This is a genomic window from Brevibacillus aydinogluensis (assembly GCF_961514395.1).
In the GTDB taxonomy this organism is placed as follows: Bacteria; Bacillota; Bacilli; order Brevibacillales; family Brevibacillaceae; genus Brevibacillus; species Brevibacillus aydinogluensis.
Genome location: NZ_OY569118.1, coordinates 3,334,404 through 3,351,322, shown reverse-complemented (window position 1 = coordinate 3,351,322; position 16,919 = coordinate 3,334,404). Strand labels below are relative to the sequence as shown.

The window sequence follows — 16,919 nt, the reverse complement described above, 5'->3', positions numbered from 1 at the left end:
TTTGATTGGAGAGGAGACGGCTCGTATGGATATCGGAACATCACAGCGCGTGTGCGGCCTGCTGTCGCGGCTGCTGGAGTATCCGAGCAGCGAGTGGCGGCAGCATCTGCCTGCGGCCCGCGAGATGGCGGCAGAGATCGCGGCTGCCGACGCGGAGGCGGCCAGACACATCGAAGCATTCCTGAATGCAGCCGAATCGGCAGGCGAGATCGCATGGCAGGAGCAATATGTGCGCACCTTTGATTTCGGCAGAACGACGAATTTGTATCTGACGTATGAGCAGCACGGAGAGGAACGGGAGCGGGGCGCGGCGCTGCTGGCATGGAAGCGCCGCTACGCCGAAGCCGGCTTCATCCTGGAGGACGGCGAGCTGGCTGATTACTTGCCGCTTGTACTGGAGTTTGCGGCATCGGCATCCTGGTCGGCGGCGCAGGAGGTGCTGGCCTGGAGCCGGCCTGCGCTGCACTCGATCCGGCTTTCGCTGGCAGAAGCGGGGAGTCCGTATACAGGACTGTTTGAGCTGCTGCTGCAGATTGTCCCCGAGGCGCCTGCGGAGCTTGCAGCGGAACCGACGCTGACAGGGAGGGGAGACAATTGAGCAAGATGGAGCTGTTCGTATGGGGTGTCTTGCCCTATATCATTGCGGCGATCTTTATCACGGCGATCATCTGGCGTTATGTGACGGATCCGTTCGGCTGGACATCCAAGTCCAGCGAGGTGCTGGAGAAGCGGATTCTGCGATGGGGCAGCCTGTTTTTCCATTATGGCCTCATCGCCGTGTTCTGCGGCCACATCGCCGGATTGCTCGTTCCCGTCTCCGTGTACCGCTCTTTGGGGATCAGCGACGAGGCGTATCACCTGGTTGCGATCGTCGGCGGCTTGCCGGCGGGCATCATTACGTTCATCGGCGTGCTGATCCTGCTGTACCGCCGGTTCGCCGTCGCCCGCATCCGGCTGACGAGCAGCGCCGGCGACAAGATCGCGCTCGTGGTGCTGGCGATCGTCATTCTCAGCGGCCTCGCGGCAACGGCGGCAAATGCGGTAAGCCACTCCGGCTTTGATTACCGGACGACGATCAATCCATGGCTGCGCGGCTTGTTCGTCTTCCAACCGGACCCCGAACTGATGCGGACGGTGCCGCTTGGCTTCAAGATTCATATTTTGACCACGTTTGTGCTCTATCTCGTCATGCCGTTCACGCGCCTTGTACATGTGTTCAGCTTGCCGCTCGGGTATTTGCGGCGCAGCTACGTGCTGTATCGGCGCAGAGGTGAAGCGGGGGCCGAAGCCGCGCTTTATGACCGGTAGAACAGGAAGGAGGCCATGGAAAGATGGGGAGCAAGGGAGCTTATCAACTGCCGCTGCAGACGATCAGCCTCGTCGTTGGTTTCATGGTGTGGGTGATTTTGTCGTCACTGATGCCTTTCATTAAGGAAGAAATCGCATTGACCAGCGCCCAGCTGGCCTGGGTGACGGCTATACCGGTCTTGTTCGGGTCAGTCCTGCGCATTCCCGTCGGGTACTGGACGAACCGTTATGGGGCCCGCAAGCTGTTCATGATCAGCTTCGTGCTGCTGCTCGCCCCCGTGTACTGGATCAGCCGGGCTGATTCGTTTGCCGACCTCGTCATTGGCGGCATCCTGCTCGGGATCGGCGGCGCGGTGTTCTCGGTTGGTGTCACCTCGCTGCCCAAATACTTTCCCAAGGAACGGCACGGCTTCGTCAACGGCATCTACGGCATCGGCAATCTGGGAACGGCGATCTCGTCGTTTGGCGCACCGGTCGTCGCCAGCTATATTGGCTGGTCCAACACGGTGATGAGCTACGGTATTCTGCTGCTGGCAATGGCTGGCCTCAACTTCGTGCTTGGCGACCGGCAGGAGACGCCGGTCAAGACGCCGCTTGGCCAGCAGATCAAGGATGTCTCGCGCAATGAGAAGCTGTGGCTGCTCTGCCTGTTCTATTTCTTAACGTTCGGTTCGTTTGTCGCTTTTACCGTGTATTTGCCCAACTTTTTGGTGAGCCATTTTCAATTGACCAAAGTCGATGCGGGGATGAGGACAGCCGGATTTATCGTGCTGGCGACGGCGATGAGGCCGGTAGGGGGCTGGCTTGGTGACCGGTTCAATCCGTTCAAAATTCTCATGCTCGTCTTTGCCGGGATGACGGTGGCCGCCGTGCTGCTGTCGTTCTCGCCGTCGATGCATTTGTATACGGTCGGCTGCCTGACCGTGGCGTTGTGCGCGGGCATTGGCAACGGCACGATTTTCAAGCTGGTGCCGCTCTATTTCACCAAGCAGGCCGGGATCGCCAACGGGATGATCTCGGCGATGGGCGGGCTGGGAGGCTTTTTCCCGCCGCTGATCTTGACGACGCTGTACAGCATGACGGGGCATTATGCCATCGGGTTTATGGCGCTTTCGCAGGTGGCGCTGGCCAGTCTGATTCTGGTGATCTGGCTGTTTTATCAGGAAAAGCTGCACCTGGCGGCCAACATTCTGGAGAACACAGTGGAAGCGATTGTGGTGACCGATACTGACGGCATCATTCGTTCCGTCAATCCGGCGTTTACGGCTGTAACCGGCTACAGCGCGGAGGAAGCGATCGGGCGGAAGCCGAGCATCCTGAAATCGGGCAAGCAGGACAAAAGCTTCTACGAGGCGTTGTGGCGCTCCTTGCGGGAGAAAGGACACTGGCAGGGGCAAATTTGGAACAAGCGCAAAAACGGAGAGATCTATCTGGAGTGGCTGACCATCTCGGCCATCCGAAACGACGCCGGCGAAGTCAAATACTACGCGGGCATGTTCAGCGACATCGGCAAGGCAGGCGAACCGACCGGCAACACAGGATAGACCCGCGGTTCGGTGGATCACTGTGCAGGCCTTTCACCCCGTCTTCAGTCTGAAGCCCCGAAACCATCGCGTTTCGGGGCTTTTCTGGTCCTGGGCGGCCAGGAGCGTCTGGAGGCTACTTCAGCTCTTTTTGCCGCTTCAGCGCCTCCAGGTCCATAATTACGATGCGATTGCGCTCGAACTTCAACAGCGATTCCTTGCTGAACTGATTCAGCAGCCGATTGACGCTTTCCCGGGTGGTGCCGATCGAGCTGGCAATCTCCTGGTGAGTCATCGGCAGGTTGATCGTAATGCTGTTTCCGTTTACTTCTCCATGCTGTTCTGCGAGCTTCAGCAGGAATGACAGCACACGATGTTTGACGTGCTGTCCGGACAGCGATTGCAGCTTTTCTTGCAGTTCCACGATTTTATCCCCCATGACGCGCATCATCTTGACGGCAATCGATGGAGTGTTCAGCATCAAGCGTTCGAACAAACGGACGGGAATCGCCACCAGATGCGTATCAATGATCGCTTCCGCCGTCGCCGGGTACGGATTCTGATTGAAAAAGCCGGTGTGCGGAAACATGTCCACAGGTTTTAACAATGAGACAATTTGCTCGTGCCCGTTTTCGTCCGTTTTAAAGGTTTTTACCAATCCTTCTTGGATAAAGTAGACGGCTTCCTTCTCGCTTCCTTCCGAAAAAATGACGGACTTTTTGGGAATAAAGCGGGATATCGCGATTTCTGCTACCCGTTCCATTTCTTGATCGCTCAGATCATGGAACATGGGGACCTGCCTGAGAAACGCGGACATCACTTGCTTTTGCATCGCATTCTTTCCTCCATCAGCGTTGTATTTCGGGCAGTAACACTCGCCTTATTCCGCACCCGCCTTATTCTATATTTTACCTGAAATGGGGATGTCCCGACCTAAAGGCACCCTGCAGAATTCTACAGAATCATGAACGTTTGCCGCCGGATATTTCGTCACCAGCGGCCGGATTCAAGCCGTTTGTTGCAAACTGTGAAAAAGTGTTGAACAGTTCGGGAGATGTGATGGGCCTCACGTTTCGGCGTTTTATTTTGCCTTAGGATAAAACTGTCGCCGGCGTATTTTGGGAAGAGGAGGGAGTGTATGTTGCCTCCAGGGAAAGAAAGGGATTATCACGAGAATCCGTTTATCGTCATCTGGGAAGTGACCCGCGCCTGCGCGTTGAAATGCCTGCACTGCAGGGCGGAAGCACAGTATAAAGCGGATCCGCGGCAGCTTACCTTCGAGGAAGGGATCAAGTTGATCGACGACATTGCCGAGATGGACAGTCCGCTCGTTGTGTTTACGGGCGGTGATCCGTTAATGCGTCCCGATCTGTTCGATCTCGCCCGATACGCCATCCAGGAAAAGAAGCTGTCCGTTTCGATGACGCCGAGCGCTACGCCAAAAGTGACGCGGGAGGCGATACGGAAAGCAAAGGAAGTGGGATTGTCGCGTTGGGCTTTCAGCCTGGACGGCTCGTGTGCGGACATTCACGATCACTTTCGCGGAACAAAGGGTTCCTACGAACGCACTATGAGGGGCATTCACTATTTAAAGGAACTGAACATTCCGATTCAGGTGAACACCACCGTGTCAACGTATAACCTGCACGATCTTGAGGCCATTGCAGAAAAAGTCAGGGACATGGATGCCGTGCTGTGGAGCGTCTTTTTCCTCGTGCCGACGGGGCGCGGGATGATACAAGACATGATCACGCCGGAACAGCACGAAGAGGTGATGAAATGGCTCGTGCACGTTCAACAAAGGATGCCGTACGGGGTGAAAACGACGGAAGCACCCCATTACCGGAGGGTGTTATTGCAGGAAACCGGCCGTCTCGGCATGGTTGCGGCCGAGGCCGGGACAAAACGGAAAGATGTGCTCGGCCGCGCCCCGAAAGGCGTGAATGACGGCGACGGCTTTGTGTTTATCAGCCATATCGGAGAGGTGTATCCAAGCGGATTTCTTCCGTTGGTATGCGGTAATGTCAGGGAACGTCCGCTCGCCGATATTTACCGGCATTCACCGATCATGAAGCAATTGCGCGACAAGTCGCTGTTAAAAGGGAAATGCGGCGTTTGCGAGTTTAAACAAGTTTGCGGCGGTTCGAGGGCCCGGGCCTATGCAGTCACCGGGGATTATTTGGCCAGCGACCCGTATTGCGCCTACGTGCCAAAAGGGTGGGATGCCTGTGAGCAAGACACGTGTGATGGAGGTGAATGAACATGCAATATAAAAAACTGTGGATTGTACTTGCGCTCGTGTTTGCCGCGTCTTTTGCGGTCCTTCTGTATTACGGCGGGGAAATTTATCAGGAGATGCCGCCTGTTCCGGACCGTGTCGTGACGAATACCGGAAAAGTCGTATTCACCGGAGACGATATCCGCGAAGGGCAAAACATATGGCAGCGCATGGGCGGCCAGGAGGTCGGCAGCATATGGGGACACGGGTCTTATGTGGCTCCGGACTGGACGGCGGACTGGCTGCATCGCGAACTGACGTGGATTCTCGACAAATGGGCGAACGACAGGTACCAAACGGATTACAGCAAGCTCTCCGATGTGCAGCAGGCGGAATTGAAAACATTGTTGAAACAGGAAATACGGACAAATACCTATCATCGCGAAACAAATGAAATCGTTGTTTCCGAAACGAGAGCGGAGGCGATCCGGGAGGTAAGCGCTTATTACGACAAAGTATTCGGCGACGACCCGGAGATGGCCAAATACCGCAAGCAAATCGCCATACCCCCCAATACGGTCGCCAGCGCTGAAGACCGCGCGAAACTGTCGGCGTTCTTCTTCTGGACGTCCTGGTCTGCGTCCACCAACCGCGAAGGGATGGACATCACCTACACGAACAACTGGCCGGGCGAGCCGTTGATCGACAATGTGCCGACGCGCTCTTCGCTGATTTGGTCGATCGTGAGCGTGATTTTGCTGATCGCCGGCGTGGGCGCATTGGCCTGGTATTTTGCGGTATTGCGAGGAAAAGAAGGGCATTCAGAAGCGACGGCTCCCGAAAAAGACCCGCTCATCGCGATTCAGCCGACACCGTCCATGAAAGCGACGTACAAATATTTCGGGGTCGTGACCGCACTGATCGTCGTGCAGGTGGGATTGGGCATCATTACTGCGCATTACGCGGTGGAAGGCGACGGCTTGTACGGCATTCCCCTCGCCGATTGGCTGCCTTACTCCGTCACGCGGACATGGCACCAGCAGCTGGCAGTCTTCTGGATTGCGACGGCGTGGCTTGCGACCGGTCTGTACATCGGGCCGGCGATGTCCGGATACGAACCGAAATACCAGCGTCTCGGCGTCAACTTTTTGTTCTTCTGTTTGTTGGTGATTGTCGTTGGCTCCATGGCCGGGGAATGGGCGGCCGTCAAAGGATATATCAGCAATCTGACCCACAATTTTTACTTCGGGCACCAGGGCTACGAATATGTCGATCTGGGAAGGGCATGGCAAATTTTCCTGACGGTCGGGTTGTTCCTGTGGTTTTATCTAATGGCGCGCTCGATTTGGCCGGCGCTGAAGAAAAAGAGTGAAAACCGCCATTTGCTGACCTTGTTTCTGCTTGCGTCGGTCGCCATTCCGGTGTTTTACATTCCCGGTTTGATGTGGGGACAACACACGCATCTGTCGATATCGACGTACTGGCGCTGGTGGATCGTCCACCTTTGGGTGGAAGGCTTTTTCGAGGTGTTCGCCGCGGTCGTCATTGCCTTCCTCTTCTTGCGGATGGGATTGGTTCGAGCGGCAACAACGACTGCATCTGTTCTCTTCTCGACGATCATCTTTCTCTTTGGGGGAATTATCGGCACGTTCCACCATCTGTATTTTTCCGGCACACCGGTAGGGGTATTGGCGTTTGGCGCAGTGTTCAGCGCTCTGGAAGTCGTTCCACTGCTGCTGATCGGCTTTGAAGCGTATGAAAATGTGAAGCACGGGAGAGCGAAGCCGTGGGTGGAGCGGTACAAATGGCCAATTGCCTTTTTTGTCGCCGTTTCGTTCTGGAACCTGCTGGGCGCCGGCATCTTCGGCTTCCTGATCAATCCGCCGATCGCCCTGTACTACATGCAGGGGCTGAATACGACACCGCTGCACGGCCATTCGGCGTTTTTCGGGGTGTACGGGATGCTCGGCATCGGGCTGATGCTGTTTTGCCTGCGCGGGTTGACCGGACAAAGACCATGGAAGACCAAATTGCTCCGCTTTTCGTTCTGGTCGCTAAACATCGGACTGCTCCTCATGGGCGTAACGAGCCTGCTGCCGGTGGGCATCCTGCAAACGCTGGCCAGCATGGAACACGGTATGTGGTACGCGCGTTCGGCTGAATTTCTGCAGCAAAATGTCATTCAAAACCTGGTGTGGTTCCGAGCCGTGGGCGATACGATATTCGCCTTGGGGATCGTCGGTCTGGCCTGGTTTGTCATCGGTTTGAAGACGGGAAAATCGTTCGTGTCTGATACGACTCACGCCGCTCAAAACAACATGCATATATAGCGAAACCGACTGGACGCGGCGGAATGGATAGCCGCCGGTCCAGTTCTGCGGTATGACACGATATGGAGGAGAAGATGAAGATCGAGCAAAAACAACGGCAAGACCGGTTTCGCAGACATGCCGTACAGGTAAAGGAAGCACAGAAGATGATCGAGCCGTATATTGCTCCTCTGGATACAGAATTGGTTTGTCTTGAACAGGCTTACGGCAGGTATTTGGCGGAAGACATCGCTGCGGCACACCCGCTGCCGCATTTCCGCCGGTCCGGCATGGACGGATTTTCCGTTCGCACGGACGACATCCGGGACGCCTCATCTGAAAAGCCCGTTTGTCTGAAGGTGATCGAAAACGTTCCATGCGGTTTTGTTCCGCAAAAACGCTTGGAGCCGGGAACGGCTGCCAGGACGATGACCGGAGCGATGGTGTCAGAGGGGGCAGATGCGGTAATCCGGTTGGAAATGACGCGAGAATTTGAGATCGACGGGGAATCGTATCTTTCTGTAACGAGACCCATACAGCCGGGCGCCAATGTGTCGGAAGTCGGTTCGGAGCTGCATGAAGGAGCGGTGGTAGTAACGCGCGGACGTACCATTCGTTCCGGCGAAATGGCAATCCTGGCGGAATACGGGTATCACCAGGTGCAGGTGTTCCGCTCCCCTGTTGTCGCCATCTTTTCTACCGGTGCGGAATTGCTGCGAGTGGATGAGCCTGTACAACCGGGAAAAATTCGCAACAGCAATGCGCACATGCTGGCGGGATTGGTCAGACAAGCGGGAGGCGTGCCTCGATGGCTCGGGCAAATCGGCGATGACGTGGAGGAAGCCCGCATAAAGATGACGGAAGCTGTAAACACCGCAGACCTCGTGATCAGCACGGGCGGCGTATCCGTGGGCGATTATGATGTGTTAGCCGACCTGTTTCTTCAGTGGGAAGGGAAAACGTTATTCAACAAAGTGGCGATGAGGCCGGGAAGCCCGACTACTGCAGGCGTTCTTGACGGCAAAATCTGCATCGCCCTGTCTGGAAATCCGGGAGCGTGCTTTGTCGGCTTTCATCTGTTTGTACGGCCGGTGCTGCTGGGAATGCAGGGGTGCGGCGAAACACAATTGCCTGAATTTGCGGCCATACTGTCGGAGACGTACGCGAAACCCGATGCGTACACGCGGTATGTGAGAGGCCGGACTGTCGTTTCCGATGACGGTCACGTGTATGTAGAACCGGTTGGACAGGACAAATCCAGCGTCATGAGCTCGATTAAAGATTCCGATTGCCTGATTTGCATTCCTCCCGGGAAAGGTGGTGCGACAAAAGGCAGCCTGGTTACCGCCTTGCGCCTGCCGAACTGCTGAAACAGATGGACGATCAAAAACGGCGGCCATCACATCCGTGATGACTCGCCGTTTTTGTGCACTCAGTGCTCGCTTGCAAAAGCTACCGCCGCTGCGTCGGCTTCGCGATGCTCGAAGCGGAAGAGAAGATGCGCGAGTATTTACGCGGCAAGACGTTGGCGTGGTTGCATCAGGAGCTTGCTCATGTTTTGCCTGAACCTGTTCGCCAAGCGACGCGGGACTATTTTTCTGCAGGCAAACAAGCTTCCCGCAAATGAGGAGAGTGCTCCGTTTCACAACGAAGCATCGTACAGTTTCCTCGTGTATTCACATTTGTACCGAACCCGTTGGGATTACCAAATGAATCGGGCTTGTGGTAAGATGAAAAAGTCACAGGCAAGGCATGATCGACTGATGTGTTCCTACGATTATTTTTGCGAGATCGGATTTTGCACGCTGGAATCGGCGTGCTTTCTGTTTTCCTTCACAGAGCAGGTCAGTATGCCAGTGGCGGATTGACAACGAAAGGGTGTTGGGGATGCGTTACGGATTGCATGAACGGCCGCCTGTGGGCACAACCGTTTTGGCCTCCATGCAATGGCTGATTGTTACGGTTTCCAGCAGTGTCGCCATTCCGTTGGTGATCGGGGACGTGTACGGATTGCAGCCGGACGAAATCAGTCACTTGATGCAGCAGACCATGTTTTTCATCGGCTTGGCCTCTTTCCTGCAGACGTGGCTGGGTCACCGCTATCCGATGATGGATGGACCTGCTGGATTGTGGTGGGGCATCTTTGTCATATTGGCACAGATTGGTGCCAGTGTGGGAATGGGGCCGCGGCTGATCGGCCAATCGTTCCAGGTGGGGTTGATTCTGGCCGGCGGCTTGTTTTTGCTGTTGGGGATGCTGGGCTGGATCGGCAAAATCCAGCGCTGGTTTACGCCGCTCGTGTCCGGTACCTACATGATGCTGTTGGCGATTTCCTTGTGCAGCAGCATTGTGACCGGCATGCTGGGGATCGGCTACCGGCACGCGCAGGAAGTGCATCCCGGCATGGCCCTGGTGTCTGTCTTGATCGTCGCGCTGGTGCTCGTCTTTCTGCGCAGCAGGCGCTTGGCCAGCTACGCCGTGCTGTTGGGGATGGCGATCGGATGGGGACTGTACGCTGTGGTGGGCTGGACGGAACCGATCCGGCCCAGTGACGAGTGGGTGGTGCTGCCCACCCTGTTTTTCTGGGGAGAGCCCAAGTGGGATTGGGGGGTCATCCTGACCAGTCTGCTCACAGGGTTCGTCCTGCTGACCAATTTGGTCACCAGTTTGTCCGTCGTGGGCAAGGCAACCCAGTCGGAACCGACCATCCAGCAGTACAATCGGGGCGGCGTGTTTACCGGGGTGTCTCACATCCTGTCAGGATTGGCCGGGGTTGTCGGCATGATTCCGCTGTCGTTGGCGGCGGCCGTGATCCAGACGACGGGGATGGCGGCCCGATTGCCGTTCATGGCCGCGATGGCGGGGATGATGGTGATTGGCATGCTGCCAGCTGTCTCCCAGTTCCTGGCCGCCTTGCCGACGCCGGTCGCCTACGCCGGCATGTTTATCGCCTATACGCAGTTGCTTGGATTTGGCATCAAAGACCTGGCGTCAATCCGATTGGATGACCGGGCCATCACGATCGGCGGCAGTTCGCTCTTGGTGGGGATCGGCGTCATGTTTGTGCCGGCTTCGGCGTGGCAGCACCTTCCCCCGCTGGTGAGCTTTCTGTTTGGCAACGGGCTTTTGCTCGGCGTCGTGGTATGTCTGCTGTTGGAACACGTGGTATTTCCCCGGCCGGCGGATTCGGAGCCGGCGACAGAATTGCAAAAAGACGGCCGCTCTGCGTGACGGACCGTCTTTTTGTTTGGCATGTTGTCCCAGGAGAGGTTACGCAGTGACGAGATAGGAGAGCTGAGCCTCGCCACCGTTGATTTCCGTAAACATGCGGGCCGTCGCACCGAGTATTTCGTCCCGCTGTTTTGGCGACACGTGCTCGTGGAAAAAAATCACCTGCATCAGATTGCGGCTGTTGTCCGTGACGGACGTGCGCACCGAGTCGACGATCGGACTGCCGAATGCGCCCTGCTCATCTGCGAGCAGCAGTTTTCCCTCCATCTGCATGTCACGGCCGTTCAGCCCCTGGTAAGCGTCGGAGGCTTGTCCCAGACGGCAGACCACCGGAAAGTGCAGGTGATCTTCGTCGTAAATGCCGTACGGCAGGGCGTGCAGTACGGAGAAGAAGTTGTTGACGTCGACCGCGCCGTTGATCCAGAAAAACGGATGACCCTGCAGCAAGCGGCGAATCAGGGCTTCCGAGGAAGGACGGTAACGGGAGGGATCGATCCCCAGTCGCTTGAAGCAGGCTCGCCATTCACGCACGCCTTCGATCTCGGTCAGTTTGGCGAGATCCCGTTCCAAACGCAGCGATTCCACGAACAGATTGATGCGCCCCTGCAGCTTTTTGGGAGAGGGGCTTACGGTCACGCCGGCGTAGTGAATGACGCCCAGCGAAAGACGCGGCAGGCGTTCAACCACTGTGGAGTCCAAGCGTACCTTCATCGGTGTCACTCCTTGTCTCTCAACTGTTTTTTGGTAGTATAACAAAAACGGCGATGGAAGTATATCAAAGCGGTTTTTTGCGTCAATAGCGGATGCTTTTTGTTTTTTACAGCCGTACTGCGGGGCATATTCTTGCGGGCCCGGCAGCAAAAAATTTTGTGGAAGCGGCTGTCCTTCGGTACAATAAATAGTGAACAGGAGGGATTCCCCGACAATGCGTGAAGTAACCATTTATACCGACGGTGCCTGCTCCGGCAATCCGGGACCGGGCGGCTGGGGTGCCGTGCTGATATACGGCGAGCACAAAAAGGAAATGTCCGGTGCGGAAGCCAATACGACAAACAACCGGATGGAGCTCAAGGCGGCGATCGAGGCACTGTCCGCGCTGAAGGAGCCGTGCAAGGTCACCTTGTACAGCGACAGCGCCTACCTGGTTAACTGCTTTCAGCAGGGATGGTACAAGGGCTGGCAGCGCAACGGTTGGAAGAACAGCAAGAACCAGCCGGTGGAAAACCAGGACCTGTGGAAGGAACTGCTTCGTTTGATGGAAATACACCAGGTTCAGTACGTGAAAGTAAAAGGTCACGCGGACAACGTGTGGAACAACCGCTGTGACGAACTGGCGACGGGGGCGATCAAACAGCTGTGAGTGACCGGCAGTACTGGGAACAGACGAAGCAGGCGATTATTGCCTATGCCCGCGAGTTAGGAATAGACAAGATCGGGTTTGCCAGTGCCGATCCGTTTTTGACCCTGAAAGAGCGTTTGCTGGAGCATCGGGAAAAAGGCTACGAATCCGGGTTTGAGGAGCCAGATCTGGACAAGCGGACCGATCCTGGCCTCAGTCTGGATGGGGCGCGGTCGCTGATTGCCATCGCGCTGGCCTATCCTTCCAAGATGGATAACCCGCCCAAATCGGAACCGGGCGCGTATCGCGGCATCCTCTGCCGAGCGGCGTGGGGAACGGACTACCATCACGTCCTGCGCGAGAAATTGGACAAGCTGGCCGGATATATCTGTGAACTGGAGCCCGGCGCCCGGGTGGAATCGATGGTGGATACGGGTGCCTTGTCCGACCGTGCCGTAGCGGAGCGGGCCGGCTTGGGATGGGTAGGCAAAAACTGCGCGCTAATTACCCCGGAGTTTGGCTCATGGGTCTACCTGGGTGAACTGATCACCAACCTGCCGCTGCCGCCGGACGAGCCGGTGGAGGAAGGGTGCGGCGATTGCAATTTGTGTGTGGAAGCCTGCCCGACAGGGGCGCTGGTCCAGGGAGGGCAGCTCAACGCCCAGAAGTGCGTAGCTTTTTTAACACAGGTAAAAGATTTCATTCCCGACCAGTACAGGGCGAAGATCGGCAACCGGCTGTACGGCTGCGACACTTGTCAGATGGTTTGCCCCAAAAACCGCGGCAAGCACTTCGCCCATCACGCGGAATTCCGGCCCGATCCGGAAGTGGCCAAGCCGCTCTTGCGTCCGCTGCTTCACATGAGCAACAAGGAATTCAAGCAGACGTTCGGCGCTTCCTCTGCGGCATGGCGCGGAAAAAAGCCGATTCAGCGAAACGCCATTCTGGCACTGGCCCATTTTCACGACCGCTCCGCTGTTCCCGACTTGATCCGGCTGCTCGAAGAGGATCCCCGCCCCGTCATTCGGGGAACGGCCGCCTGGGCGTTGGGCAAGATCGGTGGCGAAGAGGCGGAAGCGGCGCTTGCGGCGGCCCGGGAGCGGGAGTCATCGCCGGAGGTGCTGGCCGAAGTGGAGAAAGGATTTGCCCTATTGCGCCAGCACGGTGCATCCGGAGCAGCCAAATCGCACGACGTGAGGAGCGGCAAGGGGGCACACGCGTAGAACCATTCACATAAAAAACGGGTAGGGAGGAACGATGGATGGCACAAGTATTGGGATACACCACCATGGACTCGCCGATTGGACCGCTTTTGATTGCTTCTACGAAAAACGGACTGTGCTTCATTGAATTTGGCGACGGGGAGCAGGCTCTGTCCAGCTTGCAGCGCTGGTGCCGCAAGACCTTCATGGGCGTCCCCATCAGCCGGGACGACCAGGGAAACCAGTCTGTCCGCGAGCAGTTGGAGGAGTATTTTGCCGGTACGCGGAAGACGTTTGACATCCCGCTGGATATGTACGGCACGCCGTTTCAAAAAGCGGTCTGGACCGAACTGACCCGCATTCCCTATGGCGAGACGCGTTCCTACAAGGAGATCGCGCTGTCCATCGGTGCAGCAAAAGCAGTCCGGGCCATCGGCGGGGCGAACAACCGCAATCCCATCCCCATCGTCGTTCCCTGCCATCGCGTCATCGGTTCCAACGGAGCGCTCGTCGGATACGGAGGCGGGCTCTCCATCAAGGCACACCTGCTGGCGTTGGAAGGCGCACATGCAGCGTCTCTCCATGCCGATTCACCAAAAGCTGTCCGGTAAACCGGGCAGCTCAGCGTGTAGACAAAGTTCGCGGCGCATGGGGATCGGGCCCGCTCGCTCGCTTGACGCCCAGCACAGAAGCGGATGAAGTTCGCTCCAAAACGAGACGCGGGCAGGGGACAAACATCTGGGTGTTTCGATGAAGTGAGACTTGTGTCCCCTGTTGATTCCCGCGTCTTCGTTTTTCCGCTGAGTCGGTCGTCAAAGGAGCTCGCTTGGCCCATCCCGCCATGCGATGCACATTGTCTTCCGCTTCGGTTGATGAATAGGCAGGCCTTTCGGCCTGGAAATCATTTTTTGTGGACGCTAACTCAATGAACCGTTTGTCTTCAGTCTGAGCTGTCCGGTAATCCGGGCAGCTTTTTTCATGCTCCCAGTCCTTCTGAACGGGCCCGAACTGTCATAAGCATCAGGGAGAGGCCGGCGCCGGAGCATGAACCCTGACGTGAGCGAACAGGCGCGGGCCAACGGGGAAAGGAGGAGGCGGATGGAAGATTGGCTGAACTTCCTGCAGAACTACTGTAATGCGGTACAACAATGCTGGGTGGACGGCCGATGGGAGCGCCTGCAGCCGTTGGGGGCTGTTCCCGATGCGGGGGCGCGGCAGCGGGAGCTGTGGATGCGGGAACAGGAACAGTATCTGGACAGGGGAGCGGAAATCACTGCTGTCCAGGGCGACGTGGTGCCGCTGTATTGGCTGGAGTCCAACGGGCGCGTACAAGTGGAATTTGCCTGGCACGTCCGGCAGCTGTACCGGCTGCACGGCACCGATCTTGTGAAAGAGACGCGCCGGCAGCAGCGGATGGCCGTCATCAGGCAGGGAACGGGATGGAAGCTGGATTGGATCGAGCCGAGCCCGGACGGGGAGATGAACACGGCCGTATTGAACGATTCGGATGCATGGCTGGAGATGAACGAGACTGAGGAAGGGATGCCGCTGCCATCACTCGTTCACGGGTCAAAGGGGTACCGAGCGGATCAGGCGGTCGCCTATGCCGAGCAGTACTGGAACTCAGCCAATCCAGCATTCCCCCATTTTACCGACGACTGCACCAATTTCATCTCGCAATGTCTCTATGCGGGCGGCATCCCGATGCTGTTTTCCCGGGAAAAAGGGCGCGGCTGGTGGATGCGGCCGGGAAAATCGGCCAGTTGGAGCTACAGTTGGGCGGTGGCGCACAGCTTGTACCTGCTGCTGAAATCGGGCGGCCCGCCGATGCGTGCCGTGCAGAAGCGGTCGCCGGAGCAGCTGGTGCCAGGAGATGTGATCTGTTACGACTTTGACGGAGACGGACGGTTCCAGCACACCACGATCGTCGTGGCCAAGGACGCCAACCACATGCCATTGGTCAACGCCCATACGACCAACAGCCGGATGCGCTACTGGAACTATCGGGATTCGACGGCCTACACTCCAAATATCCGCTACGCGTTTTTTCACATTCAGGGCATGTGAGTCAACAGAGGCGGCCTCTATGGGAGGAACCGCCTCTTGCTGTCTGGATGCAGCCAACGTGAGCGTCGGGGTGAGAGCGGGGAGGGGGGCCTGCACCTCGGAAGGTGGTCATCTCCATGGGGGATTCGGTATAATATAGGATGTTTGAAAGTTCGGTTGACAAGGAGTTTGTTGACATGCCACTGCACATTGTCCTGCACGAGCCGCTCATTCCCGCCAACACGGGCAATATAGCCCGTTCCTGTGCGGCGACGGGGGCTCATCTGCATCTGATACATCCGCTGGGATTTTCCACGGACGACCGCTACCTGAAACGGGCCGGCCTTGATTACTGGCACGCGGTAAAGGTTCATCACTACGACAGCTTTGAGCACTTTGTCGAGGCACAGGGAGAGAATGCCGGCACCTTTTACTTCGTGGAAACGTGGGGAGAAAAGCTGTACACGGAGGTTTCCTTCCGCGACGGCGATTACATCATCCTCGGCAAAGAGACCACCGGTCTGCCGACCGAGCTGACTGATCGGTACCGGGAACAGACGATCCGCATTCCGATGAGCGGCGCCACCCGCTCCATCAATTTGTCCAACTGCGCCGCCATCGTCCTGTTTGAAGGGCTCAGGCAGTTGGGCTTCCCCGGGCTCTCGTAACGGACAAGCCGAACACGACCATCTTGCTCGATGCGGTGACGAAAAGGAGGCGGACCGGACAGCAGGAAGCACATCATCGCGCCGCCCAACCGTGCGACAAGAAAAAGGAGAACGATACGATGACGGTGACCACCATTTTGTTTGACCTGGACGGCACGCTGTTGGAGATGCAGACGGAGCCGTTTGTCAAAGGCTATCTGAAGGAGCTGGGCCGCTACGTCGGTGACCGCTATGACGCCGAAAAAATGCTCGCGCTGATCTGGGACGCGACCAAGGCGATGATTGCCAATCAGGAGCCGGACAAGACCAACGAGCAGGTGTTTGTCGAGTATTTCAGCAGACACGGCCAGTGGGACAAGGACGAACTGTGGCCGGTGTTTGACGCGTTTTACCGGGATGTTTTTCCCAAGCTTTCCCACATGACCTACCCGTCGCCGTGGGCGAAACGGATCGTGGCGGAAGCCAAGCGGCAAGGATTCCGCGTCGCCGTCGCCACCAATCCGGTCTTTCCTCGCGCCGCCATTCATCACCGGCTGGCCTGGATCGAGCTGGCGCCGCATGACTTTGAGCTGGTCACGGTGTACGAGGAATCCCACTTCACCAAGCCCAATCCCGCCTACTTCGCCGAGATTTGCCAACAGCTCGGCGTGCAGCCGACAGAATGCGTAATGGTCGGCAACCACATGCAGGAAGACATGGTTGCCGGTACGCTGGGGATGAAGACGTTTCTGGTCACCAACTGGCTGGAAGACCGCGGCGAACCGCAGTATCCGGTCGATCAGCGGGGCACCTTGGAAGAACTCTACGCCGCCATTTCCCAACGGACAGGTGTGTTTGCCCGCTGAGACGGGGAATCACACGAATACAGCCGACCGTCACTGTGATGCAGCGACGGTCTTTTTTTGCCAAAAAACAAGCCGACACCCGCGAGTGCGAAGCAAAAAAAAGCAGGTTGCCCAATTCAGGCAGCCTGCTTTTTTTCCTGGGAGCGATGGCAAAAGGAAAGCCGACGATTCGGCCCGGTCCTACAGATTCCAGGTTTTGTCCTCGTTGTATCCCGCCGTGAGAATGAAGA

Annotated in this window: 15 protein-coding genes and 1 pseudogene; 14 read left to right on the top strand and 2 right to left on the bottom strand. The window is 57.1% G+C overall.

Annotated features, from left to right (window positions below; translation table 11 throughout):
* The first annotated feature begins 25 nt into the window (after positions 1–25).
* Genes narJ through Q7F15_RS16490 form a run of 3 tightly spaced genes read left to right on the top strand, consistent with a single transcriptional unit; the run spans position 26 to position 2,852 of the window.
* Positions 26–598: a nitrate reductase molybdenum cofactor assembly chaperone gene (narJ, locus tag Q7F15_RS16500; protein ID WP_212133185.1), complete on the top strand. Its 573-nt coding sequence runs from the start codon at positions 26–28 to the stop codon at positions 596–598.
* Positions 599–603: 5 nt separating this feature from the next.
* Positions 604–1,308, top strand: a complete 705-nt coding sequence (narI, locus tag Q7F15_RS16495; RefSeq protein WP_171566624.1) for a respiratory nitrate reductase subunit gamma — start codon at positions 604–606, stop codon at positions 1,306–1,308.
* A 23-nt stretch (positions 1,309–1,331) separates the two neighbouring features.
* Positions 1,332–2,852, top strand: a complete 1,521-nt coding sequence (locus Q7F15_RS16490) for a nitrate/nitrite transporter (protein WP_171566563.1) — start codon at positions 1,332–1,334, stop codon at positions 2,850–2,852.
* A gap of 115 nt (positions 2,853–2,967) precedes the next feature.
* On the opposite strand, the gene Q7F15_RS16485 is transcribed toward Q7F15_RS16490, so the two are convergent.
* Entirely contained in the window at positions 2,968–3,663 is a 696-nt protein-coding gene (locus tag Q7F15_RS16485) for a Crp/Fnr family transcriptional regulator (RefSeq protein WP_212133186.1), read from the bottom strand.
* 306 nt (positions 3,664–3,969) lie between these two features.
* Here Q7F15_RS16485 and Q7F15_RS16480 point away from each other — a divergent pair, with 306 nt between their 5' ends.
* The 5 genes and pseudogenes from Q7F15_RS16480 (at position 3,970) to Q7F15_RS16465 (ending at position 10,589) form a co-directional block, all read left to right on the top strand.
* Complete coding sequence (locus Q7F15_RS16480; protein WP_304414686.1) at positions 3,970–5,091, top strand: TIGR04053 family radical SAM/SPASM domain-containing protein; 1,122 nt, start codon at positions 3,970–3,972, stop codon at positions 5,089–5,091.
* Positions 5,092–5,093: 2 nt separating this feature from the next.
* Positions 5,094–7,379: a nitric-oxide reductase large subunit gene (locus Q7F15_RS16475; protein ID WP_230077812.1), complete on the top strand. Its 2,286-nt coding sequence runs from the start codon at positions 5,094–5,096 to the stop codon at positions 7,377–7,379.
* Positions 7,380–7,453: 74 nt separating this feature from the next.
* Entirely contained in the window at positions 7,454–8,728 is a 1,275-nt protein-coding gene (locus Q7F15_RS16470) for a molybdopterin molybdotransferase MoeA (protein WP_230077813.1), read from the top strand.
* 95 nt (positions 8,729–8,823) lie between these two features.
* Positions 8,824–8,985: pseudogene (locus Q7F15_RS20650) on the top strand (Rrf2 family transcriptional regulator); the annotation flags it as partial.
* 260 nt (positions 8,986–9,245) lie between these two features.
* Positions 9,246–10,589 (top strand): purine/pyrimidine permease, encoded by a 1,344-nt coding sequence (locus Q7F15_RS16465; protein ID WP_171566568.1) that lies wholly within the window; start codon positions 9,246–9,248, stop codon positions 10,587–10,589.
* A 39-nt stretch (positions 10,590–10,628) separates the two neighbouring features.
* On the opposite strand, the gene Q7F15_RS16460 is transcribed toward Q7F15_RS16465, so the two are convergent.
* Complete coding sequence (locus Q7F15_RS16460) at positions 10,629–11,300, bottom strand: B3/B4 domain-containing protein (RefSeq protein WP_171566569.1); 672 nt, start codon at positions 11,298–11,300, stop codon at positions 10,629–10,631.
* A 214-nt stretch (positions 11,301–11,514) separates the two neighbouring features.
* Between Q7F15_RS16460 and rnhA the strand changes: the two genes are divergently transcribed.
* The 6 genes from rnhA to Q7F15_RS16430 all read left to right on the top strand — a co-directional run bounded on the left by rnhA (position 11,515) and on the right by Q7F15_RS16430 (position 16,689).
* The gene (rnhA, locus tag Q7F15_RS16455) at positions 11,515–11,949 is read left to right on the top strand and encodes a ribonuclease HI (protein ID WP_171566570.1); all 435 of its coding nucleotides are present in this window, start codon (positions 11,515–11,517) and stop codon (positions 11,947–11,949) included.
* Positions 11,946–13,151 (top strand): tRNA epoxyqueuosine(34) reductase QueG, encoded by a 1,206-nt coding sequence (gene queG, locus Q7F15_RS16450; protein ID WP_171566571.1) that lies wholly within the window; start codon positions 11,946–11,948, stop codon positions 13,149–13,151. The genes rnhA and queG overlap by 4 nt, the downstream gene beginning before the upstream one ends.
* Positions 13,152–13,189: 38 nt before the next feature.
* On the top strand, positions 13,190–13,741 hold the full coding sequence (locus tag Q7F15_RS16445; RefSeq protein WP_171566572.1) for a methylated-DNA--[protein]-cysteine S-methyltransferase: 552 nt from the start codon (positions 13,190–13,192) through the stop codon (positions 13,739–13,741).
* 433 nt (positions 13,742–14,174) lie between these two features.
* Positions 14,175–15,197 carry an amidase domain-containing protein gene (locus Q7F15_RS16440; protein ID WP_249179141.1) on the top strand — a complete coding sequence of 341 codons (1,023 nt, stop codon included), beginning with the start codon at positions 14,175–14,177 and terminating at the stop codon, positions 15,195–15,197.
* 176 nt (positions 15,198–15,373) lie between these two features.
* Complete coding sequence (trmL, locus tag Q7F15_RS16435) at positions 15,374–15,844, top strand: tRNA (uridine(34)/cytosine(34)/5-carboxymethylaminomethyluridine(34)-2'-O)-methyltransferase TrmL (protein WP_171566573.1); 471 nt, start codon at positions 15,374–15,376, stop codon at positions 15,842–15,844.
* A 119-nt stretch (positions 15,845–15,963) separates the two neighbouring features.
* Positions 15,964–16,689, top strand: coding sequence for an HAD family hydrolase (locus Q7F15_RS16430; RefSeq protein ID WP_171566574.1), 726 nt, complete (start codon positions 15,964–15,966; stop codon positions 16,687–16,689).
* Positions 16,690–16,919 lie beyond the last annotated feature (230 nt).

What these genes read in the sequence shown, in the direction of transcription:
- narJ (WP_212133185.1), top strand. Translation starts at nt 26, where the DNA reads ATGGATATCGGAACATCACAGCGCGTGTGCGGCCTGCTGTCGCGGCTG.
- narI (WP_171566624.1), top strand. Translation starts at nt 604, where the DNA reads ATGGAGCTGTTCGTATGGGGTGTCTTGCCCTATATCATTGCGGCGATC.
- Q7F15_RS16490 (WP_171566563.1), top strand. Translation starts at nt 1,332, where the DNA reads ATGGGGAGCAAGGGAGCTTATCAACTGCCGCTGCAGACGATCAGCCTC.
- Q7F15_RS16485 (WP_212133186.1), bottom strand. Translation starts at nt 3,663, where the DNA reads ATGCAAAAGCAAGTGATGTCCGCGTTTCTCAGGCAGGTCCCCATGTTC.
- Q7F15_RS16480 (WP_304414686.1), top strand. Translation starts at nt 3,970, where the DNA reads ATGTTGCCTCCAGGGAAAGAAAGGGATTATCACGAGAATCCGTTTATC.
- Q7F15_RS16475 (WP_230077812.1), top strand. Translation starts at nt 5,094, where the DNA reads ATGCAATATAAAAAACTGTGGATTGTACTTGCGCTCGTGTTTGCCGCG.
- Q7F15_RS16470 (WP_230077813.1), top strand. Translation starts at nt 7,454, where the DNA reads ATGAAGATCGAGCAAAAACAACGGCAAGACCGGTTTCGCAGACATGCC.
- Q7F15_RS16465 (WP_171566568.1), top strand. Translation starts at nt 9,246, where the DNA reads ATGCGTTACGGATTGCATGAACGGCCGCCTGTGGGCACAACCGTTTTG.
- Q7F15_RS16460 (WP_171566569.1), bottom strand. Translation starts at nt 11,300, where the DNA reads ATGAAGGTACGCTTGGACTCCACAGTGGTTGAACGCCTGCCGCGTCTT.
- rnhA (WP_171566570.1), top strand. Translation starts at nt 11,515, where the DNA reads ATGCGTGAAGTAACCATTTATACCGACGGTGCCTGCTCCGGCAATCCG.
- Q7F15_RS16445 (WP_171566572.1), top strand. Translation starts at nt 13,190, where the DNA reads ATGGCACAAGTATTGGGATACACCACCATGGACTCGCCGATTGGACCG.
- Q7F15_RS16440 (WP_249179141.1), top strand. Translation starts at nt 14,175, where the DNA reads ATGAACCCTGACGTGAGCGAACAGGCGCGGGCCAACGGGGAAAGGAGG.
- trmL (WP_171566573.1), top strand. Translation starts at nt 15,374, where the DNA reads ATGCCACTGCACATTGTCCTGCACGAGCCGCTCATTCCCGCCAACACG.
- Q7F15_RS16430 (WP_171566574.1), top strand. Translation starts at nt 15,964, where the DNA reads ATGACGGTGACCACCATTTTGTTTGACCTGGACGGCACGCTGTTGGAG.